This window comes from Bacillus sp. GW823-FHT06B01, assembly GCF_058952315.1.
This window is the reverse complement of sequence record NZ_JBXAHR010000002.1, coordinates 435,950-462,722: the sequence shown is the minus strand read 5'-3', so window position 1 is coordinate 462,722 and position 26,773 is coordinate 435,950. Positions and strand designations below refer to the sequence as shown.

Annotated in this window: 23 protein-coding genes, 1 pseudogene and 1 other annotated feature; of the genes and pseudogenes, 4 read left to right on the top strand and 20 right to left on the bottom strand. The window is 37.2% G+C overall.

Going from position 1 to position 26,773, the window contains the following annotated elements:
• Nucleotides 1–422: 422 nt before the first annotated feature.
• The 10 genes from aspS to AC1Q8N_RS09350 form a co-directional block, all read right to left on the bottom strand.
• Nucleotides 423–2,198, bottom strand: a complete 1,776-nt coding sequence (gene aspS, locus AC1Q8N_RS09395; RefSeq protein WP_046958824.1) for an aspartate--tRNA ligase — start codon at nt 2,196–2,198, stop codon at nt 423–425.
• Nucleotides 2,199–2,210: 12 nt separating this feature from the next.
• Nucleotides 2,211–3,482 carry a histidine--tRNA ligase gene (hisS, locus tag AC1Q8N_RS09390; RefSeq protein WP_048541569.1) on the bottom strand — a complete coding sequence of 424 codons (1,272 nt, stop codon included), beginning with the start codon at nt 3,480–3,482 and terminating at the stop codon, nt 2,211–2,213.
• 68 nt (nt 3,483–3,550) lie between these two features.
• Nucleotides 3,551–3,782 (bottom strand) — a binding site (T-box leader).
• Between the two features lie 54 nt (nt 3,783–3,836).
• A complete protein-coding gene (locus AC1Q8N_RS09385) occupies nt 3,837–4,013 on the bottom strand; it encodes a hypothetical protein (RefSeq protein ID WP_001242605.1) in 177 nt (58 codons plus the stop codon).
• 269 nt (nt 4,014–4,282) lie between these two features.
• Entirely contained in the window at nt 4,283–4,723 is a 441-nt protein-coding gene (locus AC1Q8N_RS09380) for a D-tyrosyl-tRNA(Tyr) deacylase (RefSeq protein ID WP_001266955.1), read from the bottom strand.
• 17 nt (nt 4,724–4,740) lie between these two features.
• On the bottom strand, nt 4,741–6,924 hold the full coding sequence (gene relA / locus AC1Q8N_RS09375; RefSeq protein ID WP_001262796.1) for a GTP diphosphokinase: 2,184 nt from the start codon (nt 6,922–6,924) through the stop codon (nt 4,741–4,743).
• Nucleotides 6,925–7,134: 210 nt separating this feature from the next.
• Nucleotides 7,135–7,647, bottom strand: a complete 513-nt coding sequence (locus AC1Q8N_RS09370) for an adenine phosphoribosyltransferase (protein WP_000346221.1) — start codon at nt 7,645–7,647, stop codon at nt 7,135–7,137.
• A 47-nt stretch (nt 7,648–7,694) separates the two neighbouring features.
• Nucleotides 7,695–10,034, bottom strand: a complete 2,340-nt coding sequence (gene recJ / locus AC1Q8N_RS09365) for a single-stranded-DNA-specific exonuclease RecJ (protein WP_098079993.1) — start codon at nt 10,032–10,034, stop codon at nt 7,695–7,697.
• A 101-nt stretch (nt 10,035–10,135) separates the two neighbouring features.
• Complete coding sequence (locus AC1Q8N_RS09360; protein ID WP_048541414.1) at nt 10,136–11,029, bottom strand: cation diffusion facilitator family transporter; 894 nt, start codon at nt 11,027–11,029, stop codon at nt 10,136–10,138.
• Nucleotides 11,030–11,185: 156 nt separating this feature from the next.
• A complete protein-coding gene (secDF, locus tag AC1Q8N_RS09355) occupies nt 11,186–13,450 on the bottom strand; it encodes a protein translocase subunit SecDF (protein WP_098079995.1) in 2,265 nt (754 codons plus the stop codon).
• Between the two features lie 270 nt (nt 13,451–13,720).
• Nucleotides 13,721–14,005, bottom strand: a complete 285-nt coding sequence (locus AC1Q8N_RS09350) for a post-transcriptional regulator (protein WP_048541411.1) — start codon at nt 14,003–14,005, stop codon at nt 13,721–13,723.
• A 186-nt stretch (nt 14,006–14,191) separates the two neighbouring features.
• Here AC1Q8N_RS09350 and spoVB point away from each other — a divergent pair, with 186 nt between their 5' ends.
• On the top strand, nt 14,192–15,751 hold the full coding sequence (gene spoVB / locus AC1Q8N_RS09345; RefSeq protein WP_048541409.1) for a stage V sporulation protein B: 1,560 nt from the start codon (nt 14,192–14,194) through the stop codon (nt 15,749–15,751).
• A gap of 29 nt (nt 15,752–15,780) precedes the next feature.
• On the opposite strand, the gene AC1Q8N_RS09340 is transcribed toward spoVB, so the two are convergent.
• Nucleotides 15,781–16,428, bottom strand: coding sequence for a DUF421 domain-containing protein (locus AC1Q8N_RS09340; RefSeq protein WP_048541407.1), 648 nt, complete (start codon nt 16,426–16,428; stop codon nt 15,781–15,783).
• 103 nt (nt 16,429–16,531) lie between these two features.
• Here AC1Q8N_RS09340 and AC1Q8N_RS09335 point away from each other — a divergent pair, with 103 nt between their 5' ends.
• Nucleotides 16,532–16,915: a TIGR04086 family membrane protein gene (locus tag AC1Q8N_RS09335; protein ID WP_000349129.1), complete on the top strand. Its 384-nt coding sequence runs from the start codon at nt 16,532–16,534 to the stop codon at nt 16,913–16,915.
• Between the two features lie 36 nt (nt 16,916–16,951).
• Here the strand turns inward: AC1Q8N_RS09335 and yajC are convergent, their stop codons facing one another.
• Genes yajC through ruvA form a run of 6 tightly spaced genes read right to left on the bottom strand, consistent with a single transcriptional unit; the run spans nt 16,952 to nt 21,285 of the window.
• Nucleotides 16,952–17,212 (bottom strand): preprotein translocase subunit YajC, encoded by a 261-nt coding sequence (gene yajC / locus AC1Q8N_RS09330; protein WP_001068064.1) that lies wholly within the window; start codon nt 17,210–17,212, stop codon nt 16,952–16,954.
• A 27-nt stretch (nt 17,213–17,239) separates the two neighbouring features.
• Nucleotides 17,240–18,379, bottom strand: a complete 1,140-nt coding sequence (gene tgt, locus AC1Q8N_RS09325) for a tRNA guanosine(34) transglycosylase Tgt (RefSeq protein WP_000125362.1) — start codon at nt 18,377–18,379, stop codon at nt 17,240–17,242.
• 12 nt (nt 18,380–18,391) lie between these two features.
• Nucleotides 18,392–19,444 (bottom strand): tRNA preQ1(34) S-adenosylmethionine ribosyltransferase-isomerase QueA, encoded by a 1,053-nt coding sequence (gene queA, locus AC1Q8N_RS09320; protein ID WP_098079997.1) that lies wholly within the window; start codon nt 19,442–19,444, stop codon nt 18,392–18,394.
• A 19-nt stretch (nt 19,445–19,463) separates the two neighbouring features.
• Complete coding sequence (locus AC1Q8N_RS09315) at nt 19,464–19,664, bottom strand: DUF2905 domain-containing protein (protein ID WP_000138163.1); 201 nt, start codon at nt 19,662–19,664, stop codon at nt 19,464–19,466.
• The gene (gene ruvB / locus AC1Q8N_RS09310) at nt 19,661–20,662 is read right to left on the bottom strand and encodes a Holliday junction branch migration DNA helicase RuvB (protein WP_000344467.1); all 1,002 of its coding nucleotides are present in this window, start codon (nt 20,660–20,662) and stop codon (nt 19,661–19,663) included. Before ruvB ends, AC1Q8N_RS09315 begins: the two co-directional genes overlap by 4 nt.
• A gap of 5 nt (nt 20,663–20,667) precedes the next feature.
• Nucleotides 20,668–21,285, bottom strand: a complete 618-nt coding sequence (gene ruvA / locus AC1Q8N_RS09305; RefSeq protein WP_000464511.1) for a Holliday junction DNA helicase RuvA — start codon at nt 21,283–21,285, stop codon at nt 20,668–20,670.
• A 188-nt stretch (nt 21,286–21,473) separates the two neighbouring features.
• Between ruvA and AC1Q8N_RS09300 the strand changes: the two genes are divergently transcribed.
• Entirely contained in the window at nt 21,474–22,418 is a 945-nt protein-coding gene (locus AC1Q8N_RS09300) for an iron-hydroxamate ABC transporter substrate-binding protein (RefSeq protein WP_048541402.1), read from the top strand.
• A gap of 13 nt (nt 22,419–22,431) precedes the next feature.
• On the opposite strand, the gene AC1Q8N_RS09295 is transcribed toward AC1Q8N_RS09300, so the two are convergent.
• A complete protein-coding gene (locus AC1Q8N_RS09295) occupies nt 22,432–22,962 on the bottom strand; it encodes a BofC C-terminal domain-containing protein (RefSeq protein WP_046956297.1) in 531 nt (176 codons plus the stop codon).
• A gap of 433 nt (nt 22,963–23,395) precedes the next feature.
• Between AC1Q8N_RS09295 and AC1Q8N_RS09290 the strand changes: the two genes are divergently transcribed.
• Nucleotides 23,396–23,839 (top strand): branched-chain amino acid ABC transporter substrate-binding protein, encoded by a 444-nt coding sequence (locus AC1Q8N_RS09290; RefSeq protein ID WP_081257175.1) that lies wholly within the window; start codon nt 23,396–23,398, stop codon nt 23,837–23,839.
• A 33-nt stretch (nt 23,840–23,872) separates the two neighbouring features.
• On the opposite strand, the gene AC1Q8N_RS09285 is transcribed toward AC1Q8N_RS09290, so the two are convergent.
• Nucleotides 23,873–24,529, bottom strand: a complete 657-nt coding sequence (locus tag AC1Q8N_RS09285) for a YhcN/YlaJ family sporulation lipoprotein (protein ID WP_048541394.1) — start codon at nt 24,527–24,529, stop codon at nt 23,873–23,875.
• Between the two features lie 1,966 nt (nt 24,530–26,495).
• Nucleotides 26,496–26,652 (bottom strand): annotated as a pseudogene (gene safA, locus AC1Q8N_RS09280) (SafA/ExsA family spore coat assembly protein); the annotation flags it as partial.
• Between the last annotated feature and the right edge of the window lie 121 nt (nt 26,653–26,773).

Genomic DNA, 26,773 nt, shown 5'->3' with positions numbered 1-26,773 from the left:
CCTAAAAATACATATTTCGAGAATAAAAACATAGTGTAAACCGGACTTTTTAAACAACCCTTTCAATATACGTTTAAAAAGGAGGATTTAGAGAACCGAGCAGATCGAGGCACGTGTGCTAGGAGGAGCGCAGTGTAGGAGTACTACTCGAGCACCGGACTAGCATACGTAACGATGAGATGCGACAGTTATCTAAACCGGACTTTTTAAACAACCCTTTCAATATACGCTTAAAAAGGAGGATTTAGAGAACCGAGCAGATCGAGGCACGTGTGCTAGGAGGAGCGCAGTGTAAGAGTACTACTCGAGCACCGGACTAGCATACGTAACGATGAGATGCGACAGTTATCTAAACCGAACTTTTTAAACAACCTCTCAAAAAAAGTCTAGACGGCTATAGTATAACCATCTAGACTTTATTCTTACTTCTCTTCTTTTAAGCTTAATTTTAAGTTTAACTCTTCAAGCTGTGCTTCTGCAACTGGGCTTGGAGCTTCTGTTAATAAGCAGCTTGCGCTTGCTGTTTTCGGGAATGCAATTGTATCACGAAGGTTCGTACGGCCTGCAAGTAACATAACAAGACGGTCTAAACCTAATGCGATACCACCATGTGGTGGAGTACCGTATTCGAATGCTTCTAATAAGAATCCGAATTGCTCTTGTGCTTCTTCTTGTGAGAATCCAAGTGCTTTGAACATTTTTTCTTGTACGTCACGCTCGTAAATACGAAGTGATCCACCACCAAGCTCATAGCCATTTAATACAAGGTCATATGCTTGTGCACGTGCTTTTTCTGGTGCTGTTTCTAATAGCTCAACATCTTCACGGAATGGCATTGTGAATGGGTGGTGAGCTGCGAAGTAACGATCTGCATCTTCATCGTACTCAAGAAGTGGCCAATCCGTTACCCATAGGAAGTTAAATTTACTTTCATCGATTAACTCAAGCTCTTTACCTAGACGTAAACGAAGTGCACCTAAGCTATCTGCGACAACGCTCTTCTTATCTGCTACGAATAGTAATAAGTCGCCAGCAGTAGCTTCTAATGTAGCCATTAACGCGTTTGCTTCTTCTTCACCGAAGAATTTCGCAATCGGTCCTTTTAAGCCGTCCTCTTCCACTTTAAGCCAAGCTAGACCTTTTGCACCGTATACTTTTACGAATTCAGTTAATGCATCGATATCTTTACGAGAGTATTTGCTCGCAGCACCTTTTGCATTAATTGCTTTTACTTGTCCGCCACTTTCTACAGCACTTGTAAATACTTTAAAACCACAACCTACTGCAAATTCAGATAGGTCTGTTAGTTCCATTTCAAAGCGTGTATCTGGCTTATCAGAACCGTAACGAGCCATTGCATCAGCATATTTCATACGAGGGAATGGTGCACTCACTTCTACACCTTTTGCATCCTTCATAACTTTCGTCATCATGCGCTCCATCATATCTAAAATTTCATCTTGTGTTAAGAATGAAGCTTCGATATCGATTTGCGTGAATTCTGGTTGACGGTCTGCACGTAAATCTTCGTCACGGAAACAACGTGCTACTTGATAATAACGCTCAAATCCGCCGACCATAAGAAGCTGTTTAAATAATTGTGGAGACTGTGGTAACGCATAGAATTCACCATCATGTACACGACTTGGTACTAAATAGTCACGAGCTCCTTCTGGTGTACTCTTCGTTAAAATTGGTGTTTCCACTTCTAAGAACTCTTCTGTGTCTAAGAAGTTACGAATTGTTTTCGTTACGTCGTGACGCATTTTGAATGTGTTAAACATTGCAGGACGACGTAAGTCTAAATAACGATATTTTAAACGCACATCTTCTGATGCATCTGTATCATCAGCAATAATGATTGGCGTTGTTTTTGCTGCATTTAATACGTTTACTTTCGTTGCTTGTACTTCAATACGACCCGTTGCCATATTGTCATTAATTGCGCCTTCACCCCGCTCAACAACTGTACCTTCTACGTGCAATACGTATTCACTACGAATAGTTTCTGCTATTTCTAACGCTTCTTTTGATGTTTCTGGGTTAAATACAACTTGCACGATACCTGTACGGTCACGTAAGTCGATAAAGATTAATCCACCTAAATCACGGCGTTTTTGTACCCAACCTTTTAATTGAACTGTTTGTCCAACTGCTTCTACTGTTACTTTTCCACATGCATGTGTTCTTTCAGCCACTGTAAGTTCCCCCTATATTAATTTCTCTGCTACGTATGAAGCAAATACATCTAATGCTACTTCTTCTTGTTCGCCTGTTGCCATATCTTTTAAGTTAATGATGCCTTTATCTAGCTCATCTTCCCCTAATACAGCTACAAATTTCGCCTTTAGACGATCTGCTGATTTAAATTGTGCTTTCATTTTACGGTCTAAATAATCTTTTTCAACTGATAATCCAGCTTTACGAAGATCAAACGCAACTTTCGCAGCATGGTCTTTCGCTTTTTCACCAAGCGCTACAACATAACAATCAATACTATGTTCAATTGGTAATTCGATGTTTTCAGCTTTTAGCGCCATAATTAAACGTTCGATACTCATCGCAAAACCGATACCTGGCATTTCCGGTCCACCGATTTCTTGTACAAGTCCGTTGTAACGGCCACCACCGCTTAATGTAGTGATAGCACCGAAACCTTCTGCCTCACTCATAATTTCAAAAACAGTGTGTTGATAGTAGTCTAAACCACGTACTAAGTTCGGATCTTTTTCAAACGGAACATCCATCATCGTTAATAGTCCTTGAACTTTGTCGTAGTATACTGCTGAATCTTCGTTTAAGTATTCTGTAATAGATGGTGCTGTTCCCATTAATTCATGGTTACGGTCCTTCTTACAATCTAAAATACGAAGAGGGTTCTTTTCTAGACGAGATTGACAGTCAGAACAGAACTCGCCGATACGTGGCTCAAAGTGTGCGATTAACGCATCGCGGTGCGCTTGACGGCTCGCCGCATCACCTAAACTGTTTAATACAACTTTAATATTTTTTAAGCCCATGCCGCGGTAAAACTCTACAGCAAGTGCAATTACTTCTGCATCAATCGCAGGATCGTTACTACCGATTGCTTCAATACCGAATTGTACGAATTGACGATAGCGACCTGCTTGTGGTCTTTCGTAACGGAACATTTGACCAATATAGTATAATTTCGTTGGTTGTGTTGCATCACCGAACATTTTGTTTTCAACGTAAGAACGTACAACAGGTGCAGTACCTTCTGGACGTAATGTTAAACTGCGCTCTCCACGATCTTGGAATGAGTACATTTCTTTTTGTACGATATCTGTCGTATCACCAACACCACGTAAAAATAGCTCAGTGTGTTCAAAAATTGGTGTACGAATTTCTTTATAGTTGTAACGACGGCAAATTTCGCGTGCTTGTCCTTCGATATACTGCCATAACTCAACGCTACCTGGAAGAATATCTTGCGTTCCGCGTGGGATTTGAATAGACATATTCAGTTCCTCCTCAAATTGTTTTAATCTTAATAAAAATAAAAAACTCCCGCCTCTACTGTTTGAACAGTAGGGACGAGAGTATTATACCCGTGGTGCCACCCTAATTGAAGCACGTATGCTTCCACTTTTTTAATAACGCTTAAATGTGCGTTCATTCCCTACTAAGCATATATGCCGTTCAAGTTGAAACCTCTAGAGTGTCATTCAATCAGTCATCATGCAGAAATGTTTTCAGCCTAAGACATTTCTTCTCTTTCCATGTGTGTCTCATTTACTCTTCTCTATCAACGGTTATATTCATATGTAAATATAAAATTACTATACGTTTGTTGAGTAGGATTGTCAAGTACTCTAAGAGCGTTCAATCTGCTTCTTTAGGCGCTTTACATCTTGAAGAGAAATCCCAAACTCAGAAGCAAGCTCCATTGAAGTATTGTTTTGCTCTTTTGAAATAAAATCATGAAAATTTACGTTAAACAGTTGATTTGCACCATTTGTAACAGAATGCCCTTTTTCATTCATACGCATACGTATATCCCTCACATTCAATATAGATGTTTTACTTTTTATTGTTCCATATTGATGAAAGAGTTATACATAATTGAAACAGCTATTGATTCCAAATAAAGTGAAACTTTAATGAATAAGGGTTTTGTCCATCGCCACTCATTATTAGCCCTCACTAATCAGGCTTCGACGGGCAGTGGATCTCCCAAAAATAGCGAGATAAATGAACAAAACATACAACAATGTATAAAAAAGAGGGGATTATATAATCCCCTCTTTTTTAAGCAACACTATTTACTATCCACAATTAAGGTCACCGGACCATCATTGATTAAAGAAACATCCATCATTGCTCCGAACTTCCCTGTTTCTACATGCAATCCTTGCTTACGAACTTCCTCATTAAAGAAATCATATAAACGCTCTGCATAATCAGGTTTGGCAGCATCCATAAAGTTGGGACGTCTTCCCTTGCGGCAATCTCCGTATAATGTGAATTGCGAAATTGATAGAACTTGTCCTTCTACATCAAGTACAGAATGGTTCATCTTTCCACTCTCATCTTCAAAAATACGTAAGTTCGCAATTTTTTCTGCAATGTAGGTTGCATCTTTTTCTGTATCTTCATGCGTAATGCCAACTAGTAATGTTAAACCGAACGGAATTTGTCCTACGATCTCACCGTCTACTGTGACAGACGCTTCTTTTGATCGTTGTAAAACAACTCTCATCTTTTCTACACTCCCTATTAATGCATCATGCGTCGTACTGCATAAATTTCTGGAACACGTTTAATGCGTTCTACTACTTTTTTCAAGTGCTGTAAGTTACGAATAGAGATTGACATATTAATTGTCGCCATCTTATTACGGTCACTTCTACCAGAAACTGCCGAAATATACGTTTTCGTCTCTGTAACAGCTTGTAATACTTCATTTAATAAGCCACGGCGATCGTAACCTGAAATTTCAATATCAACGTTATACTCAATTTCTTTTTCAGGACTACCTTCCCACTCTACTTCCAATAAACGTTCTATAGCTTCTTCTGTATGAACATTTACACAATCACGGCGGTGAATCGATACACCTCGGCCTTTCGTAATATACCCAACGATATCATCACCTGGAACCGGGTTACAGCATTTTGATAAACGAATTAATAAATTATCCGCACCACTTACTTTAACGCCAGAATCCCATTTTCGAATTTTCATCGGTTTACGAACTTCTTTAACTTCAACGATTTCTTCTTCTTCACGTTGCTTACGGAATTTGTCCGTTAGTCGCGTAACAATTTGCGACGCTGTAATCCCGCTATATCCAACTGCTGCAAACATATCTTCTTCATTTGCAAAATTGAACTTCTCGGCAACACGTTTTAAATTGTCAGGAGCTAACACTTCTTTCATCTCATACTCTAGGCTACGCACTTCTTTTTCAACAAGTTCACGGCCTTTTTCAATATTTTCATCTCTACGTTGCTTCTTAAAGAATTGACGTATTTTGTTTTTCGCATGAGATGTTTGAGCAAGTTTCACCCAGTCTTGACTTGGCCCATACGAATGTTTCGATGTTAAAATTTCAATGATGTCACCAGTTTTTAATTTATAATCAAGCGTCACCATTTTGCCGTTTACTTTTGCACCAATTGTTTTATTTCCAATCTCCGAATGGACACGATACGAAAAGTCAATCGGAACAGATCCAAGTGGCAATTCCATTACGTCGCCTTTCGGTGTAAAGACGAATACCATGTCAGAGAATAAATCAATTTTTAATGACTCCATAAACTCTTCTGCATTAGAAGCTTCATTTTGCCATTCTAATATTTGACGGAACCATGTAAGTTTCTTCTCTAATGTACCTGTTGTTTCTGCTGTTTTTCCTTCTTTATACGCCCAGTGCGCCGCGATTCCGAATTCTGCAATCTCATGCATTTCTTTCGTACGAATTTGCACTTCAAGCGGATCACCTTTCGGCCCAATTACAGTCGTATGAAGAGATTGATATAGATTTGCTTTCGGCATCGCAATATAATCTTTAAAACGACCTGGCATCGGCTTCCAGCACGTATGAATAATTCCAAGTACCGCATAACAATCTTTAATACTATTTACAACGACACGTACAGCTAATAAATCGTAAATTTCATTGAACTGTTTATTTTGCAGTGCCATTTTACGATAAATACTGTAAATATGCTTTGGTCTTCCAGAAATCTCAGGTTGAATTGCAACTTCTTTTAATTTCTCACGAATACCAGTCATTACTTCGTCTAAATATTCTTCACGCTCTGCACGTTTACGCTTCATTAAATTTACAATACGATAGTATTGCTGTGGATTTAAATAGCGAAGTGACGTATCCTCTAGCTCCCATTTAATAGTACTAATTCCGAGTCTATGTGCTAAAGGTGCAAAGATTTCTAACGTTTCATTTGCAATGCGACGCTGCTTCTCTTGAGGCAAATGTTTCAATGTACGCATGTTATGAAGACGATCAGCTAGTTTAATTAAAATAACTCGAATATCTTGAGCCATTGCAATAAACATTTTGCGATGGTTTTCTGCTTGTTGTTGCTCATGAGATTTATATTTAATCTTTCCGAGCTTTGTTACACCATCGACAAGCATAGCAATTTCTTTATTAAATTCCCGTTCAATATCTTCTAATGTAATTTCTGTATCTTCCACTACATCATGTAAGAAACCTGCTGATACTGTAGCTGGATCCATGTGTAAATCAACTAAAATACCTGCAACTTGAATTGGATGAATAATGTACGGTTCACCCGATTTTCTGTATTGTTCGCTATGCGCATCACGTGCATATTCATAGGCACGTGCCACTAGCTCAATATCTTCATCTGCTAAATATTGACTTGCTTTCTCGAGTACCTGTTCAGCTGTTAGTACCTGCTCATTTGCCATCGAATCACCTTTTATTGAAAATTGACTTTATCTTAATTAAGTAGAATAAATTATATTCTATCATTATAACCTAATGATTGTGAATTGTGAAAAGGAAAAGATTTTACTGACATTTCACCTTATTTTTTTGTGCAATTATACAAAAGTACCCGCTCCTCTCCAAGAGATTCACGGGTACTTTTTATCACCGTAGTTTTACCTATATAGTGATTAGTATTTTTCTAATACTAATACATCGTAACCATCTAACATTTTACGACCATCTAAGTAAGTAAGTTCTACTAAGAATGCAATTCCTGCTACAACTCCGCCAAGTTCTTCAACTAGCTTAATTGTCGCTTCAATTGTTCCACCTGTAGCTAATAGATCATCTGTAATCAATACGCGTTGACCTGGCTTAATTGCATCTTTATGGATTGTTAAAACATCTTTACCATATTCTTTACCGTAGTCAACTGTAATTACTTCACGTGGTAATTTCCCTAATTTACGAACTGGTGCAAAACCTACTTCTAACGCATAAGAAACTGGGCAACCGATAATAAAGCCACGTGCTTCTGGCCCTACTACAACGTCAATGTCTCTTTTCTTTGCATACTCAACGATTGCATCTGTTGCTGCTTTGTATGCTTTACCGTCGTTCATTAACGGTGTAATGTCTTTAAATACAATACCTTCTTTTGGATAATCCGGTACAATTGCGATATGTTGCTTGAAATCCATATTTCTGAATCCTCCTCAGATCTAAAAGGTTTGTAAATACAAATCCTTTACCCTAACTGTTCTACTTCTTTATGATTACGAATCGTTTCAAACCATGTATATAGTTGCTGATATGTGCTATAAACCAATTCTTTTTCTAATTGTAAGTGGTTCATTTTCTCACGATATGTGTTCGATTCAATTAAATCACGCTTTTGTTTTTTGTCTGCCATAAAAATGACGCCATCTTTTATTGTAACAAATTCTAACTCAAAAAACACCTGTGTCATGAAATTTACTGTATCTTTTGACCAACCTTTATGTCGACATAGTTGTTCTCCATATTGTCTTAAAGAAAATGGTGCTTTTTGGCTCAAGAAAGAATAGTACCATTTAAAATGTTCCCTCGTTGGAACAGTACTAAATAAATGATTATTCTCTTGATAAAATAGCGTATAAATTCGCGACGGGAACCCCACTTTAAATAAATCTCGTAATTCATCTGTTCCTTTTGGCAAATCAAGTAACACGATGTATTGATCGTCTAAATGAGTCACTTCTGATGCATGCATCATATGCTCTTTATAGTCTTCTAAAGAAAATTTATTCAATACCTCTTCAGAAAAATACACCATCGTTATTTTTTCTTTCGGAAGTTCTGATACATTCGCTTCTACGTTACGCATACTACGCCAATCAAATAATTGCCATGCCTCTACAGCAATATCTTGTACCATTAATTGCGGCTTCTTAAAATTATTCCATTCATTGATAGATGCTTCTCCTATTACAGATACCTTTGCAACTGGAGAAATTTCTTTCGCATACGCACCAAATCCAAATCCGATTGTATCCAGTGTCGCTTGTCCATCGCGAAGAGCCATTTTCAAATGAGAGCCATCTGATCCGATTGCACGAATACTTTCTAACTCTGCATCCTTCACTGCAATACGCGGTTTTGGATTCCCAACACCAAATGGCGCTAACTTTTGCATGTCTTCAATTGCTGCCAGTGTTACATCCTCCACTTTACAAAAGACATCAACAGCTGTAATTGGAATAAAATCTTCTTCTGTTAAAATTACCTCTGCTTGTTCATTTAAGCGGCGGCGCAATTCATCTACATCATTCATATGTAGCGTCATTCCCGCTGCCATCGGATGCCCTCCGAAGTGTGGCAATAACTCTCTACAATCTGACAAGTTTGCAAACAAATCAAATCCTGCAATACTACGTGCTGAACCTTTTGCTGTTTCTTTTACAGGATCAATGCATAATACAATCGTTGGACGATAAAAACGTTCCACTAATTTAGATGCGACAATTCCAATTACACCTGGATTCCAGCCTTCTTTTGCCAGTACTAGTACTTTATTGTCTTCTGGCGGGAAATTATTTTCCACTTCAGCGATAGCTTCTTCTGTAATTTGCTTTACAATATCTTTTCGCAGTTTGTTCAGCTCATCAATTTCTTCAGCTAGCTCTTTCGCTTCTTCTGGATCATCTGATAATAAAAGATGTACAGCCGGCGTAGCATCTTCTAAACGGCCAACTGCATTAATACGTGGTGCGAGTGAGAATCCAATGCTCTCTTCTGTAATTTCACTTTGCGAAACGTTAGCAACTTTAAATAGCGCCTTTAGTCCGATATTTTTCGTCATGCGCATATGTTTTAAACCGCGCTTCACTAGCAATCTATTCTCACCATGAAGTGACACTAAATCGGCTACTGTACCAATTACTGCAATTTCTAATAAATGTTCTGGTACACGACCTAGTAGTGCATGTGCAACTTTAAATGCAACACCTACACCAGCTAAATAGTGAAACGGATATACACCGCCATCTAATTTCGGATGAATAATCGCAAGTGCTTCTGGCAATTCTGGTGGTGGCTCATGGTGATCTGTAATAATAAGATCTATTCCAAGCTCCTTCGCTACCTTCGCTTCATGTACTGCTGCGATACCAGTATCGACAGTAATAATTAGTGAGAATCCTGCGCTATGCGCCCAACGAAATGCTTCTTCGTTTGGTCCATAACCTTCTGTGAAACGGTTTGGGATATAAAATTCTACATTTGCACCTAATTCTTGCAAAGCAAGATATAACACAGTCGTACTACTTACTCCGTCCGCATCGTAGTCACCAAATATTAATATTTGCTCTGCATTTTGAATCGCCTTATTGACACGTTCTACCGTTCTATCCATTCCTTCTAATAAAAATGGATCATGAAATTCTTGATTTTCTGTATTTAAAAAATCTAAAATCTTATCTTCTGTATCTAGTCCTCTACCGAGGAATAACGAAACGACAAGTGGTGATAATTTTAATTTACTTGCTAATTCACTCACTCGCTCGTCATTATATTCTTTTTCTTTCCAACGCGTCTTCGGTTGTAACACGAAATCACCCCTTAACCTGTTCATTATACAAGACAGATTAAGGGGTGACAATATAATGCAAACTACGCTGCAATATCTATATACTAAAATGTTAATAATGTTTAATTTGGAGAATACGGATTTATATGTACAAACACATTTTGTACGTTATCTTGTTCCATAAGCGTTTCTTTCACATGCTTTCCAATGCGGTGCCCTTCTTCTACAGTAATGTATGGATCTACAGAAACTTTAATATCGACAATAACGTAATGACCATGCTCCCTTGCATATAAAGAACCGATTTTTTTCACACCGTCTATTTGAAGTACTGCTTCTCTAAGCGGAACAACATCTTCCTCATGAAGAACATGATCAAGCGTTGCATGAATTGCTTCTGCCCCAATACTCCATGCCATTTTTGCAACAAGAAGTGAAACAAATAATCCTGCAATTGGATCGGCATATACAAGCCAATCTAACCCGAGCTTACCACCAATAATCGCTGCACAAATACCGATTAAAGCTGCAATTGAAGAAAATACATCCGAACGATGTTCATATGCATTTGCAATAATTGCATCACTATTTACCCTCTTCCCTAATCGGAATTTATATTGAAACATTCCTTCTTTCACGATAATTGAAAGAACAACAGCAAAAATCGTAATTCCCTTCGGTGGTTCTAGTTCCTGCGAAAAAGCTTTTATAGACGAAATCGCTATCTCAATTCCCACAATAAATAATAATACTGCAACAATAATCGCTGAAATCGATTCCGCTTTACCATGACCGTACGGGTGATCTTCATCGGGCGGTTGCTTCGCTGCTCGCAATCCAAACAATACAGCGAGTGAACCAATTACATCTGATGCAGAATGCACGGCATCCGCTAATAGCGCTTTACTGTTCCCAATATAACCAATTACCGCCTTTACAATCGCTAATATAATATTACCAACGATCCCGACAATAGCACCAAACTCGGCCTGTTTAAAACGTTCATCTTTTTCCATAATTAAAATCCCTTCTTTTCTTAACCTATCTTTTTATTGTAACAAAAACAGTGATAACAACACCAGTTTTCCCCATATCCCTTCTGTTAAAAAGTTGCTATCTTATTGTATCCACAAACGAAAAAAGAGATGCCTCATAAAGAGACATCATCTTTTTTATACTTGCGGTTCAGATTCTACTTTCTCAACCTTTTTCTTATTTTTTCCCTTTTTCAAACGACGGTTTTCAAGCATTAACCAAATTTGAGAAGCAACGAAAACAGAAGAGTACGTACCTACAACTAATCCAACAAGTAACGCAAACGAGAAGTTACGTAATGACTCACTACCGAAGATAAGTAACGCAATTACTGGGAATAACACTGTTAATACGGTGTTAATTGAACGACCAAGCGTTTGGCGAATACTTGCATTTACGATTTCTTCTAAGTCTTTTATATCGCGAACTCGTTTTTTCTGTTTGTATAATTCACGGTTTCTATCAAATGTAACAATCGAGTCATTAATAGAATAACCGATGATTGTTAATACCGCAGCGATAAACGTTAAGTCTACCTCTAATTGGAAAATACTAAATATAACAATCATAACGAACGCATCATGTAATAATGCAAGTACTGCAGATAATGCGTACGTAAATCGGAATCGAATACTTACGTATAAAATGATAACCGCAGAAGCAATTAATACTGCGATAAATGCATTTCGTGCAATCTCTTTACCGATTGTCGGTGAAACTGTACTTACGTTTGGATCTGTACCGTATTTATCATGGAAGAATGTTTTTGTTTTCGCAATTTCATCTTTTGATAGAACACCTAAAGTACGAACGGCGAAACCTTTATTGTCATCTCCAGTAGGTACAATATTTTCTTCCTTCACATCAATGTTCAATTCTTTAAAATCTTTATGAACATCTGATACAGTCACTGATTGTTTTGATTGCAAGTCGATACGTGTACCACTCGCAAAGTCAATACCAAGATTCAATTTGAAAATTGGTAGTATAATTGCACCTGCAATTACAACTACAATCGAGAAAACAAGGAATTTATGACCGATATTTACGAAGTTAATACGATCAAATCTTGTCGGTGGATGTACTACACCTTTTGTTAATGGAATAATATCCTTTTGTTTCACACCAAAGTATGCTGGTTTTTTATCGAAGTAACGGCTCTTTACAAGTAATCCTAGTAAGAAACGAGTACCGAATACGTTCGTAACGAAACCGACTAAAATACTTACGATTAAACTTGTTGCGAATCCTTTTACAGAGCTATTACCATAAACAAATAACACACCAGCTGCTGCAAGAGTCGTAACGTTTGCATCTAAAATTGTTGCTAATGAACGATGGTTACCAGCACGGAATGCTGACATCATTGACTTACCAATTTTCAGCTCTTCTTTCAATCTCTCGTACGTAATAATATTCGCATCAACTGCGATACCTACCCCGAGCACTAACGCCGCAATACCTGGCAACGTAAGCACTGCATGCATCCAGTTAAAGACAAGTAATGTAACAAAAATGTATAAACCTAACATAATAACCGCTACAATTCCTGGTAAACGGTAGAATACAAGCATAAATAAGAAAATAAGAGCGATACCGATCGCACTAGCGAAAATTGTTTGTTCTAACGCTTGTTGTCCAAATTTCGCTCCAACTGATGTTGAATACATTTCTTTTAAATCAACAGGAAGTGCGCCTGCATTTAATAAAGATGAAAGTTGTTTCGCACTTTCAACTGTGAAGTTTCCACCTACGATAGATACTTCAGCTTGATTAAACACTTGGCTTACTGTTGCTGCTGATAAGAACTTCGGATTCGGTTTTGCAGATTCTGCTTTGTACGAATCTTTTCCTTCTTCAAAATCAAGCCAAATTACCATTAAATTCGTTGGTGGTGGCATTTTTGAAATTTTTTCAGTTACTTCACGGAATTTATCAGCGCTTTTTAGTGTAAGACCTACGCTCGCACGGCCTTGCTCATCAAATGTTTGCTTCGCTCCGCCGCCTTTTAAATCCGTTCCGTCCATAAGAAGGTTGTCATCTACATCACGGAATGTTAATTTCGCTTGTGTTGATAACATTTCACGTGCTTTTTGCTGATCTTGTACACCAGCAAGCTGTACGCGAATTCGATCTTGCCCTTCGATTTGAATGTTCGGCTCACTTACACCTAGAACATTGACACGATTTTCAAGAGCCCCTACTGTACTTACAAGTACGTCTCGATCGATTTTATCACCTTTTTTGGCTGGTTTTACTTCATATAGAATTTCAAAACCACCGCGAAGGTCTAGTCCTAGACTAATTCCTTTTGCTATGTCTTTTCCTGCCGCACCAATTACTCCACCGATTAATAAAACGATGAGGAAAAAGGCGGCAATTCTCGTACCACGCTTTGCCATATGTACCCTCTTTCTGCTACTAACACTTTAAATAAATCTCTTACGATTTACTTTTACACGTGTGCATACGCCTAGTTAGTAGACTTCCTTTCTATAATTTTGCTAGTTCCTCACTAGCTGTGTCGGTAAGTTTTTCACAATACCTACACTTTCATTATTTATTTTTTCTCTTCACTACCCCCTTTATATATAATCTTAGACATAATTATTTCCTCATTATCAATACCTATCATTATACTGCAAAAGGAAGAACAAACCAATTGCAGTCGGTTATTTATTTTCATATTCATCAAATGACCAAAGTGGCGCTTGATATGCTTCAACAGTTAAATAATTCATATATTCATTAGTACTTACTCTTAATACATCATTTACTAATTCATATAATCTAACATCACTGTTTATTTTTTTCCACTTCTTCACTTTAAGAAACTTCCAAATATCATCATCTGTTACTCGGTCATAACCGAACATGTGAAACTCTTCTACTTTGCTTTCTAAAACGACTTGTAACTGTCCGCGGTATGATTCTACCAAAGCCTCTTTTTCTAACATACATAAACATCTCCTTCTTATTTCAGCACGAAAAGTCGCTTTTAATCCCGCTCTAATGGACAGCAATAACTACTTTCAAGAGCACTCTCATACTTCACTCTCTTAAATGCTTGTCATTCTTGTCTCATACGTGCATATAAATTATTGTAAATCATTCCACTGATTTTGAGAAGGTAGGAGAAGACCATGACGAGACAAAGCTTTTTAAAAGGTGCATTTATTTTAATGATAGCCGGCTTTATTACCAAAATCCTTGGATTTATTAACCGGATTGTAATGGCACGTATTTTAGGGGAAGAAGGTGTTGGCCTTTATATGATGGCCGTTCCTACATTCATTCTAGCAATTACATTAACACAAATCGGCCTTCCTGTCGCAATCGCAAAATTTGTAGCAGAAGCGGAAGCTGTGAACGATAAACAAAGAGTTAAAAAAATATTAACAGTATCATTAGCTGTTACATCCGTTATTAGTATCATTTTAACAATCGGAATTATGCTCCTTACACCTATTTTAGCAAAAACATTATTAACTGATGAACGAACGTACTATCCATTAATGGCCATTTTACCTGTCGTTCCTGTTATTGCTGTTTCTTCTGTTTTACGCGGTTATTTCCAAGGGAAACAAAATATGAAACCTAGCGCTTATGCTCAAGTTATAGAACAAGTTGTCCGCATTACAATTATCGCTATATGCATTCAGTTATTTTTACCTTACGGTGTAGAATATGCTGCAGCTGGCGCTATGTTATCAGCCGTTCTCGGTGAAGTTGCATCGTTATTATTTTTACTCACTTTATTCCAGCGCGAAAAACATTTATCTATACGCTCTGGATTTTTCACTACTGTAAAGGAGAGCAAGGGTACATTTTATTCTCTTATGGATATTGCCCTTCCAACTACAGGAAGTCGTTTAATCGGTTCCGTTTCATATTTTTTTGAGCCTATCGTTGTTATGCAAAGCTTAGCGATTGCCGGAGTTGCTGCCTCTGTCGCAACCCAGCAATACGGTATATTAAACGGTTATGCATTCCCACTTCTATCACTGCCAGCATTTATTACATACGCTCTTTCTACAGCACTCGTTCCATCTATTAGTGAAGCGATGGCTAAAAGACAGCATAAATTAGTGGAACACCGCCTCCAACAAGCTCTTCGGATCTCATTAATTACTGGTGGGTGGTCAGTCGTTATATTATACGTATTCGCTTCTCCTATTTTAACTCTTATGTATGGATCGGATAGTGCAACAGCATTTATCCAGCTTCTTGCACCTTGCTTTTTATTTCATTACTTTCAAAGTCCACTTACCTCTGTTCTACAAGCTTTAAACTTAGCAAGAGCTGCAATGATGAATACATTTATTGGCGCCATCGTGAAATTAATCGTTATTTTTGTACTAGCTTCAAGGCCAGATTTTCAAATGATGGGGGTTGCCCTTGCAATTGCAGCAAATATAGTGACGGTAACATTCCTTCATTACGCTACTGTTTTAAAGAAAATTACATTTACTATTTACGCAAAAGACTACATTTTTGGCGGACTTGCTATCGGTATTGCAGGCGCTTTCGGTTTTTACCTTCATAAATATATAATTTTCTCTCATTCACTCGGCGTACAAACATTATGGGAAATCACTTTAACAACAATCGTTTATATTATCCTCCTCTTCACTTTCAAACTCATTCGAAAAGAAGAATTAAGTCGACTTCCAATCATTCGAAAACTTTCATTTTTGAAGTAAACGGGCTTACTATTTCATATAGTAAGCCTCTAGTTTTCTTTCAAATCAACAAAAAATTGTCCGTTTTGAAAGCTGCAGTATAAAATTTGTGTGATATCGTTATAACCTAAGTTTTTTAATTTTCCAATGAGCCATTCGTCTGTATGTTCAATCATTTGTAAATGATTCAATTGAATTTCTCCATCAATAATAAGAGGAAGAGTAAAATGCAATGTATCCTGCCCGCCTTTTTGTTTTTGAAAGACAGATAACTTCCCAGATGGTTCTAAAATAGCGTATTCTACATCTCGGATATCTCCAACTCCTTGCTCCCTTAATTGCATCAATAAATCATCTATATTATAACGCTGCTTTCTCATCTTCTTTTCATCAATTTTCCCCGCATTTACAAGAATAGCCGGCTCACCTTCTATTAAATGCCGAAATCGTTGAAACTTTAATGAAATGACTGACAAAATAATCTGTATACACATAAGAAAAGTCATCGGAACTAATTGGTGCCAAAGTGATTTATCGGTATTTTCAATTGCGACTACAGCCATTTCCCCAAGCATAATGAATACGACTAAATCTAATACACTTAACTCTCCAATTTCACGTTTACCCATAAGACGAAAAATAATTAATATGATGATATACAAAAGCATCGTCCGGCCAATGATTGATACCCATTCCATTTCTACATCTCCTTTTTTACGTATAGACTCCCCTATAAAAAATAAACTAGTCTAACTTGGGCAAAAAGAAAATATGCTTGTATTAAAAAGGGGGAATGTATAAATGGATGGAACGAAAAAATTATCAACCGCAATTGGCTTTGGTATCATTACCTTATTAATTTTCGCATCAATTATTAGCATGGTTATGGCTCTTTTATTAAAGTTTACAGATATGACTGAAGAGACATTAGCCGTTACTATTTTTATACTAGCTCTTTTATCTATGCTTATATCCGGATTTACTGCCGGCAAAAAAGCACAAGGGAAAGGTTGGCTAGTAGGTTTCACAACAGGTCTTACATTCGCTATACTTGTTTTTCTAGTTAACTATTTAGGCTTCTCTCAAACTTTATCGAACTCCCAGTTACTTTATCAATTAGCATTAATGGGCGCGAGTACACTCGGTGGTATTTTCGGGGTAAATATGTCAAAACAAAATAACTAAAAAAGGCCCTGCACATTTCATGCAGGGCCTTTCTCATTAGTTTTTCACAACTTCACGAATCGCATTACGATCGAAAGTTAAGTGTGAACCACCAGATTTAATAACGATTTTCGTCTCATCTACTGATTCGATTGTACCGTGTAAACCACCGATTGTTACGATAGCATCACCTTTTGCTAACTCATTTTGCATTTGAGCAACTGCTTTTTGACGCTTTTGTTGCGGGCGAATTAATAAGAAATAGAAAATCGCAAACATCGCAACGATCATAACGATATTCATCATACCTGGATTCATCTTTTGTTCCTCCTTTTAAATTATGTATTAGAAGTTTTTAGCATTCGGTTTATTAAAGCCATACTGTTCAAAGAATTCTTCGCGGAAATCGCCAAGACGGTCTTCACGAATAGCTTGTCTCACCTGCTCCATTAAGTTTAACAGAAAATGAAGGTTGTGATAAGACGTTAAACGAATTCCAAACGTTTCATCACATTTCATTAAGTGACGAATGTACGCACGAGAGTAATTTTTACATGTATAGCAATCACAATTTGGATCAAGCGGACCGAAGTCTCTTGCAAATTTCGCATTTTTTACAACTAGACGGCCTTCACTTGTCATGCATGTACCATTTCGAGCGATACGAGTTGGAAGTACGCAGTCAAACATATCAATACCACGAATTGCACCATCGATTAACGAGTCAGGAGAACCTACTCCCATTAAGTAACGTGGCTTATTATCTGGAAGAAGTGGTGTTGTAAACTCAAGTACACGGTTCATAATATCTTTCGGTTCACCTACAGATAAACCACCTACAGCGTAACCAGGGAAGTCCATTGAAACAAGGTCTTTTGCACTTTGACGACGAAGCTCTTCGAACTCTCCGCCTTGTACAATACCGAATAAACCTTGATCTTGTGGACGTTCATGCGCTTTTAAACAACGTTCTGCCCAGCGGCTTGTACGTTCTACAGATTTCTTCATATATTCAAAAGTAGCCGGGAAAGGTGGACACTCATCAAATGCCATCATAATATCAGATCCTAATGCATTTTGAATTTCCATCGCTTTTTCTGGTGATAAGAATAATTTATCTCCATTTAAGTGGTTACGGAAGTGAACGCCTTCCTCTTCAATGCGACGGAAGTCACTTAAACTGAATACTTGGAAACCACCAGAGTCCGTTAAGATCGCACGATCCCAGTTCATAAATTTATGCAAACCACCTGCTTCACGAATAATTTCGTGACCTGGGCGTAGCCATAAATGATACGTATTACTTAAAATAATGCCAGAATCCATTGCTTTTAATTCTTCTGGTGACATTGTCTTAACTGTTGCAAGTGTACCAACTGGCATAAATGTTGGTGTATCAAATGAACCGTGCGGCGTATGTACACGTCCTAAACGGGCACCTGTTTGTTTACAAGTTTTAATAAATTCATAACGAATTGCTGTCATAATTTACTCCTTTTATTTGTTTCCCATTTTAGCGTGAGATGCAACGAACATTGCATCACCGAAGCTAAAGAAACGATATTTTTCTTTTACTGCTTCATTATAAGCATGAAGTACATTATCTCTATTTGCAAATGCACTTACAAGCATAATTAATGTTGATTTCGGTAAATGGAAGTTTGTAATTAAACCATCAATTGCTTTAAATTCATAACCTGGGTACATAAAAATGTCTGTCCATCCAGAAGCAGCACAAAGCTTACCGTTATGATCTGTCGCAATTGTTTCTAACGTACGAGTTGAAGTCGTACCTACCGTAATAATACGTCCACCATTCTCTTTCACGCGATTTAATAACGCCGCTGTCTCTTCAGACATATGGTAATATTCTGCGTGCATATGGTGTTCTTCAATCGTATCTGCAGAAACTGGTCTAAATGTTCCAAGTCCTACGTGAAGTGTAATGAAAGCTAACCCGACGCCTTTTTGTTTTAACTTCTCCAGTAACTCTTCTGTAAAGTGAAGTCCCGCAGTCGGCGCCGCTGCTGAACCGATTTCTTTCGCATATACTGTTTGATAGCGATCGCGATTTTCTAGCGTCTCTTTAATATATGGAGGAAGTGGCATTTCCCCAAGTTCATCTAAAATTTCATAGAAGATGCCGTCATATGAAAATTCAAGATGACGTCCACCTTGATCTGCAGTTCCTATGCAAGTTGCTTTTAATTTCCCTTCGCCAAAAGAGATAACAGTTCCTTCTTTTACACGTTTCGCTGGCTTAACAAGCGTTTCCCACTTATCGCCTTCTTCTTGTTTTAGAAGAAGTACTTCAATGTGCGCGCCTGTATCTTCTTTCACACCGTGCAAACGAGCAGGCATAACTTTCGTTTCATTTAAAACTAAGCAATCCCCCTCATGTAAGTAAGAAAGAATGTCTGTAAAATGTTTATGCTCAATATCGCCTGTTTCACGATCTAACACCATTAATCTTGATGTTTCACGATCTTCTAATGGGATTTGTGCAATAAGTTCTTCTGGTAAATGAAAATCAAACAGATTAATATCCATAAATATATCCACCTATTTCTTATTTAAATCGATTTATTATATACATAATAAAAGATAATACAATACTTAACACAATACATGTAATGACAGGAAAATAAAAGGTAACGTTACCTTTTTTCACAAAAATATCGCCTGGAAGCCTTCCTATGAACTTCCAAGCTAATCCAACAACAATGAGCAAAATACCAGCTGTAATAAGCAGCTTTGGCATCTCCGTCATACTTTTGGCATCTCCATTCCGAAATGCTCATATGCAAGCGGCGTTACGATTCGGCCTCTTGGCGTTCGTTGTAAAAAGCCAATTTGTAATAAATATGGCTCATATACATCTTCAATCGTATGAGATTCTTCTCCAATCGTTGCCGAAACCGTTTCTAATCCGACTGGGCCACCACGGAATTTCTCAATAATACCAAGCAATAATTTATGATCGATATGATCTAGACCTAATTTATCTACTTGCAGTAGTTCTAACGCCATTTGTGTAATTTCCATCGTAACCGTTCCGTTACCACGAACTTGTGCGAAATCTCGTACACGTCGTAATAAACGATTCGCAATACGAGGTGTACCACGAGCACGTCTTGCAATTTCTAGTGCGGCTAACGAATCAATTTCAACTTCGAATACTTCTGCTGTACGTTCAACAATCTCAGAAAGCTGATCTACTGTGTAATACTCTAATCTTGAAAGTACACCGAAACGGTCACGAAGCGGCGCTGATAATGCCCCCGCACGGGTCGTTGCTCCAACTAATGTAAATGGCGGTAAATCTAAACGTACAGACCGTGCTGATGGCCCTTTTCCAATTACGATATCAAGGCAAAAATCTTCCATCGCAGGATATAACACTTCTTCAATCGACCTATGCAAACGATGAATTTCATCAATAAATAATACATCACCCGGCTGAAGTGCTGTTAATACAGCTGCTAAATCTCCCGGCCTTTCAATTGCTGGACCTGAAGTTGTTCTAACATTTACGCCCATTTCATTGGCAATAATATTGGCAAGCGTCGTTTTACCAAGTCCTGGTGGTCCATATAGAAGCACATGATCTAACGTTTCTTCACGCATTTTCGCTGCTTCAATAAACACTTCTAAATTATGTTTCGCTTTATCTTGGCCAATATACTGACGGAGCGTCTGTGGCCGTAATGAATATTCTAAATCCGAATCTTCATATGCAGATTCCCCTGAAAGGAGACGTTCGTCCATTATACTCACCTCTTACCATTTAGTAAAAGACTAAGTGCCTTTTTAATATACTGATCCGTCGTTAATGATTCTTTTAATAACTCTGGTACAACGCGAGAAACTTCTCGTTCTGCGTATCCAAGTGCGCGCAGAGCTTCCAGCGCCTCATCAAGCTCAGCTGATGAACCTTTCTTCTCATCAAAACGTTCTGTGTCTGAGAATAAATCAACAAATGCATCTGGCACGACATCAGCTAGTTTTCCTTTTAAATCTAAAATCATTTGGCGTGCTGTTTTCTTTCCGACGCCCGGGAACTTCACTAAAAACTTCTCGTCTTCGTGTTCAATCGCTTGAACGACCTGTCCTGTTTGACCAGACGCTAAAATTGCAAGAGCGCCTTTTGGTCCAATACCAGACACACCTAACAACTTTGTAAATAATAAACGCTCTTCACGTGTTTTAAACCCGTAAAGTGCCATAATATCTTCTCTCACATAATGATATGTATAGACACGGATTTCTTGCTTACTTCTTTGAAATACATACGGATTTGGTGTGAAAATTTGATAACCAATTCCATTATGGTCAATTACGACATATTCCGGTCCTACATACTCCACGTAACCTGTAACATATTCAAACAAAATACGATCTCTCCCTCTTAAATCATGTATTCCATTTTAACATATTTAATGATAGAAAAGCGAGACTACCCCAACAAATGTTCCCTATTTGAAACTTCTGTTATTTTCCATTGACAGAAAGTATGAAGCACCTTAATATACAGAAGTCGATAATGATTATCAATATTAATTAAAGGGGTTACATCAGGATGAAACAGAAGCTATTTATTTTATTTACTATTATGCTAGTTGTTCTTTCTATCGTTGGCTGTTCTTCTCAAAAAGAAGAATCGAAAGCGAAAGAACAACTGAAAACAAAAGTTGTAAAACACGCTAAAGGAGAAGCTACAATTCCAGTAAATCCAAAGAGAATTGTTGACCTTTCTGGATCAACAGAAGAATTATTACTTCTTGGACACAAACCTGTTGGTACAGCAAACACATATAAAGATAAAATCCAAAATCATTTAACAGAAAAATTAGACGGAGTAAAAGCAGTAGGGTGGTACTGGGCACCTAAAGTTGATCTAGAAGCTGTTACTGCATTAAAACCAGACTTAATTATTTTAAATAATCGTCAATTGAAGATCTATGATCAATTAGAAAAGGTTGCACCAACAGTTGTTTTAGAAACAAACTTAGAAGACTGGCGCGGTAAGTTTAAAGAAGTAGGTAAACTATTTGACGAAGAAAAGAAAGCAGACAAATGGATTGCAGACTACGATAAAAAAGCAGACTCTTTATCTAAAAAAATTAAAGAAAAAACAAAAGATGAGAACTTTATGTTCGTCGCAGTTACACCACAAAACTTCCGTGTATACGGTAGCTTCGGATACGGTGACATCATCTTTAATGACTTAAAACTTCCAGCAACAAAAGGTACAGATTTAAAACAAACGATGGCACAAGTATCGTTAGAAGGTCTTGTTGCATTCCATCCTGACCAAATGTTTATTGTAAACTTCGGCGGCGAAGCTGATAAAGTTTACGAAGACTATAAAAACAGTGCCGTTTGGAAAGACAATAAAGCAGTTAAAAACAATCACGTATATGAAGTATCGAATGAAATCTTCAATACGAAAGCTTTCAATCCAATTGGAAAAGATATGCTAATCGATGAAATCGCAAAACAAATTTTAGATAAAAACAAGTAAGAAAAAAAGCAGCTCACCACGAGCTGCTTTTTTTCTTACTTTGCACTGCGTATTGCTTCATTTTTTCAATCGTCTTCACAAAACCTTCTTTTGATTTAATGCGAATACCACGCTTCAATTTCGCACGCTCATAACTCTCAAGCTTTTTCATATCAATTTGAAAGAAGGAATGAATCGCATTATCACTTTTCGGTACACCTTTGAAAATTTGTAATATCCCTTCCTCTGACACACCGAAATAACCGCTCGTCTTTAATAACGGAGAAATATCATCAACTTTCTTTTGTAATACAATTTGTACATCATCACGATCAACGAGCTGCCATTCTTTATACTGCTGTAAAAACTTTTCTAAGTCCGCTACTTTTTCTGTAAATATTTCCTCGCTTACTTCTCCATCAACATACATTCGCTCTAATAAAATTGTAACTTCCGGCTCTTTTTCTGTTACTTCTGGTACTGGCCCTTCCGCCTTCACATTCGTTTCATAAACGAAACAAAACATCATAACGAAAGCTTGCATCGCAATCAGTATCCATTTCATTTCCGTTCACCTCTTTTAGGCAAGATCAAACTTTCATTAGTAGTTTTTCCGGAAATGGGGGTTTTATCCATATAAATGACCGTATTACATTTCTCTCGAAAATAAAAAAATGCAGATAAAGTTTTATCTTTATCTGCATTAGCATTTGTTTTTATATAAAATGAAAGACGCCTGCAAAGCAGGCGTCTTGATGCGTTTACGGCGAGAAACCAGGCGACCACATTCGCGTGTTTAGCACTTAAGCATATCTCTCGTCTTACGTAAATTAGCTCATCGCTTTGCTAATATAACATTAATAAAGTATAAGTGCAACATGTTTATAAAAATATTTTATTTCCTCTTTCACCCAAACAAACTTTATGTAAATTATAAATTGATAAATGCAATATATATGTTACAATTAATATAACAGCGAAATCATAATAAACAGGAGATGGATATTGTGAAAAAAATAAAGGATGAACGTCTCATTCTGAAAACATTAAAAAACATACGTATTGCCTTTCTTTTTCAATCGCTTGGTATAATTGGCATTTTAGGATATATCGGATTCACTGAAGGAATGGATCAAATTACGAAATCTCCATTATGGTTATTATTTATCCTTACAAGTATTGTACTTAGTTATTTACAGTTAAGCGTTTCTATCGATGTAGAAGAAGGCGAAAAGGATATAAAGTTAACTCCTTATTACAAAATTATTTTACGCTCTCTTATTGTAGGAACTATTATAGCCATTATTTATATTATTTTCAGTCCAGAAAGACCTCTCTTTGAGGCTATTCTAACAGGTAGTATTTTCTTTATATGTTTTTTAATTTCTTATTCCATTAGTTATTTCATTAAAAAACGTCGTTTACAAGACAATGATGAATAAAGAGGAAGGGCTCCCCCTTCCTCTTTTATTTTGCTATCGCATAGTACCAGTAGTACCAGTTAAACCGTAACGAATGTCTCGGAACATATTCCCTATATCACGATTAAAATCGTTTGTAACTGTACCATTACGTAGGCGTGTACTCATTGCATCGACACGAGTAAACATGTCATTTCTTACAGAAACATATACATTTCTGTTTCCAACTTCATTTGCAACGGCTTGACGAACTTCGTTTGCAAGTGCCGTTTCATTCGATACTGGATTACGCGGTTTTACCGCAATCGCCACATCGTTTCCATATACAACTGTAGACACGCGGTCTACGTTATTCATACGCTTTACACGATTTGTTATTTTTTCTGCTGTTTTACCATCATTGTTAATGTATGAATTGTTCATTGTAATATTACGTGTTGGATGCGGGTTAGCAATTTGACCGTTGTAATTTACATCGCGGTAATAATTGTTATATCCTGTATCGTTACGACCATTTCTATATGTTACATAATCTGTATAACGATCATTACGCGTTACATTATCACGGTACTGGTGTGTATCGTTATAAGATGTACGCTCGTAATTGTAGTTACGTCCATCCATTGCATTGTTATCTTTTGGTGTACCACATGCAGCTAATGCACTGGTAACTAACAAAGAAGCAGCAATCACTTTTACTTTCGTATTCAATACAAAAACCCCCTCTGTTAGAATGAGCTTCTCTTCTGAAAAGCTCCCTCTTATGATGAGTAACAGAGAAGGTTTTTACACTGTTAATATTTCACTGGGGATTTTCTAACATTTGATGTAAATCTTCCATTTTCAGAACGACTCTACATAAAAAAAAGGCGGGAATAATCCCACCTTTTTTAAACTTCCTCTTCGTCCTCTTCTTCTGAAACTGGATCTCCAAATACATTTGGTGGATCTGGTTGATAATACATCGTTCCTGGCTGTGGCGCATATGCCGATTGAGTTGGTTGATAATATAAAGGATTTGCGTATTGCGGTCCTCCGGGTTGAGGACTATATAACCTACTCTCTCCTCCGCATCCACAATCTTCCTCACCTTGTACGAGCGGCGGCATATTATTATCCATTGGCATCATATTTGGATTCGGCATAGACATATATTGCGGTCCAAACGGTGCTCCTTGCTGATATGGCATTTGATACGGATTTTGTTGTTGATAATACGGATTAGGCGGCATCATAGGCTGTTGGTATGGCATTTGATATGGCATCATATTCGGTGGTTGATTATTATCCATTATCGGCATCATATTTGGCATTTGATTATTATCCATTATCGGCATCATATTCGGCATTTGATTGTTATCCATGATTGGCATCATATTTGGCATTTGATTATTATCCATGACTGGCATCATGTTTGGCATTTGATTATTATCCATGATTGGCATCATGTTTGGCATTTGGTTGTTATCCATTATCGGCATCATATTTGGCATTTGGTTGTTATCCATTATCGGCATCATGTTTGGCATTTGGTTGTTATCCATGATTGGCATCGTATTTGGCATTTGGTTGTTATCCATGATTGGCATCGTATTTGGTGGTTGATTATTATCCAACATTGGCATGATGTTTGGTATTGGGTTATTATCCATGATTGGCATCATATTTGGTGGTTGATTATTATCCAACATTGGCATGATGTTTGGTGGCTGATTGTTATCCAACATTGGCATGATGTTTGGTACTTGAATATTTGGCGGTATTACTTGCGGAATGACTACATTCTCTTTCGATACATTTGGTGACACTATATTTCCTACATTTTCTTTCTTTACTTGTGGTGATACTATGTTTCCTATATTTTCTTTCTTTACTTGTGGTGATACTATGTTTCCTACATTTTCTTTCTTTACTTGTGGTGATACTATGTTTCCTATATTTTCTTTCTTTACTTGTGGTGACACGATATTCCCTACATTTTCTTTCTTCACTTGCGGTGACACGATATTCCCTACATTTTCTTTCTTCACTTGCGGTGACACGATATTCCCTACATTTTCTTTCTTTACTTGCGGTGACACGATATTATCTTTTTTCGTTTGCGGAGAAATGATGTTATTAGGTTTCATTTTAGTAATTTGAGGAGCAATTAACTCGCTTCCTTTTTTAATTACATCTGAAATTTTATATTCTTTTTTTGCTTTTATTGGTGGTTGCGGCGGCTGTGGTAATACATTTATCGAAAACTTCGTGTTTTCTTTTTCTGCTGGTTTTTGTTTTTCTATAACAGGTGGTTTTTGAATAACAGATGGTTTTTCAACTGGTTTTTCCATTTGAATTGGCTTTTCTTTTTGCACCTCTTTTTGTGGCTTTACCTGTACTTCTTTTTGCTGTTTCACTTGCACTTCCTTCTGTGGTTTTACCTGTACTTCTTTTTGTGGTTTTACTTGCACTTCCTTCTGTGGTTTTACCTGTACTTCTTTTTGTGGTTTTACTTGCACTTCTTTTTGTGTTTGTTGCATAGCAGGTTGCTGTGTAATTGGCGCTGATTGATACGTAACTTCTTCCTCATCCTCTATTCCAAGCGGAGTTGGCGTTGCTGCAAATTCTTTTTGTTGTACTTCTTTTACGTATTGTTTTGGAGGTGATGAACCTGCTCCAGCATGTTGTTTCACGTGAACGCTGTTTGATGGTACTTTAATTTTCATACCTGGCATGATTAAATCTGGATTACTAAGTTGTGTATTTGTATTTTTCAACGTATCAAAATCCACTCCGTACTTTTTCGCAATTTTCCAAAGGGTATCCCCTTTTTGCACGATATGAATTTTCAAATTTTCCCCCTCCTGTATAACTTATCTATAAGTAACAAATCTCATGAAGTAACACCTTCTAAATAACATGAACTTCTTTTCACTTTTAACACTTCTTCTATTTCCAATATAGTTCGAAGTG